Raw genomic sequence first — 1,200 nt, 5'->3', positions numbered from 1 at the left:
ATCTGCAATCGAGCATAATGGCTTGGTCCTTCTTGCCAAATACAGAGGCAAACTGATCCATAATTCCACAGTTAACACCAGCAAAAGTCTGTTCTGCCTTTTGTGCAATCAATGCAATATCCATTTTCGGAACGGAAAGTGAAAAAAGTTGATCGAGCGCGAAGCCAGTAGCACATTCTACAGCAGCAGACGACGATAAACCAGCACCCAAAGGCACGTCACCATCGATATAAAAATTAAAGCCACCCAACTGATGGCCTCTTTCTTTTAACTGATCGGCAACGCCTAAAATGTAATTGGCCCAACTGTTCTCTGATTTTTTCAGGTTTTTGATCGATGAAATATCAAATTGCTGATAACTCTCTGAAAATAAATGTATTTCATTATCTTCTCTTTTTGATATGGCTACATAAATGGCTTTATCTATAGCAGCAGGCATTACAAAACCGCCGTTATAATCGGTATGCTCGCCAATGATATTGATTCTTCCAGGCGAACGCACTAAAATAGGCTCAGCGTTGAAAAGTTTTTTAAATGTATTTTTTAAATCCTGTGCATTCATTATTTAATATTTAGTCTTCAGTTTTGTTGATTTTATAGTGGGCTACAGACATCTCTTTTAAACGGCTAGCGGCAAATTCAGGGGTAATATCGCGTTGAGGGTTAGCTAGCATTTCGTAACCGACCATAAACTTTTTAACTGATGCCGAACGCAACAATGGTGGATAAAAATGCATGTGCCAGTGCCATTCAGGGTAATAGCCATTGTTTACTGGTGCCTGATGCATGCCTGCAGAGTATGGGAAAGAGGTTTCGAACAGGTTATCATATTTGGTTGTTAATACCTTAATGGCATCAGCTAACGATTTTTTCTCAGCTTCTGTAAACAATTTAATGCTATTTATATGGCGTTTACTGATAATCATGGTTTCGTAAGGCCAAACTGCCCAAAAAGGGACAAGTACCACAAAATGATCGTTTTCGAATACTATACGCTCTTTTTTCTTTTGCTCCAGTTTTAAGTAATCGCCAAGCAAACTTCTTCTGTGAATAGCATAGAAGGTTTTCTGACGTTCGGTTTCTTTAGCAATTTCTAATGGAATATCGCTCTGCGACCAGATCTGACCATGTGGGTGTGGATTACTACAGCCCATTATTTCGCCTTTATTTTCGAAAATCTGAATGTACTTGATCCAATCA

At 38.8% G+C, this 1,200-nt stretch carries 2 protein-coding genes; both read right to left on the bottom strand.

The window, feature by feature from the left end; translation table 11 throughout:
• Positions 1 to 562, bottom strand: a 562-nt coding sequence (locus tag AC1DPQ_RS28240) for a galactokinase (protein WP_477611641.1), incomplete at its 3' end; no start/stop codon positions are given.
• 10 nt (positions 563 to 572) lie between these two features.
• Positions 573 to 1,200, bottom strand: a 628-nt coding sequence (gene galT, locus AC1DPQ_RS28235; RefSeq protein ID WP_477611640.1) for a galactose-1-phosphate uridylyltransferase, incomplete at its 5' end; no start/stop codon positions are given.

The sequence above is a fragment of the Pedobacter sp. 01T416_2 genome, from assembly GCF_056398925.1.
Note: the sequence above shows the minus strand (reverse complement) of the source record. Positions and strands in the feature narration are given on the sequence as shown.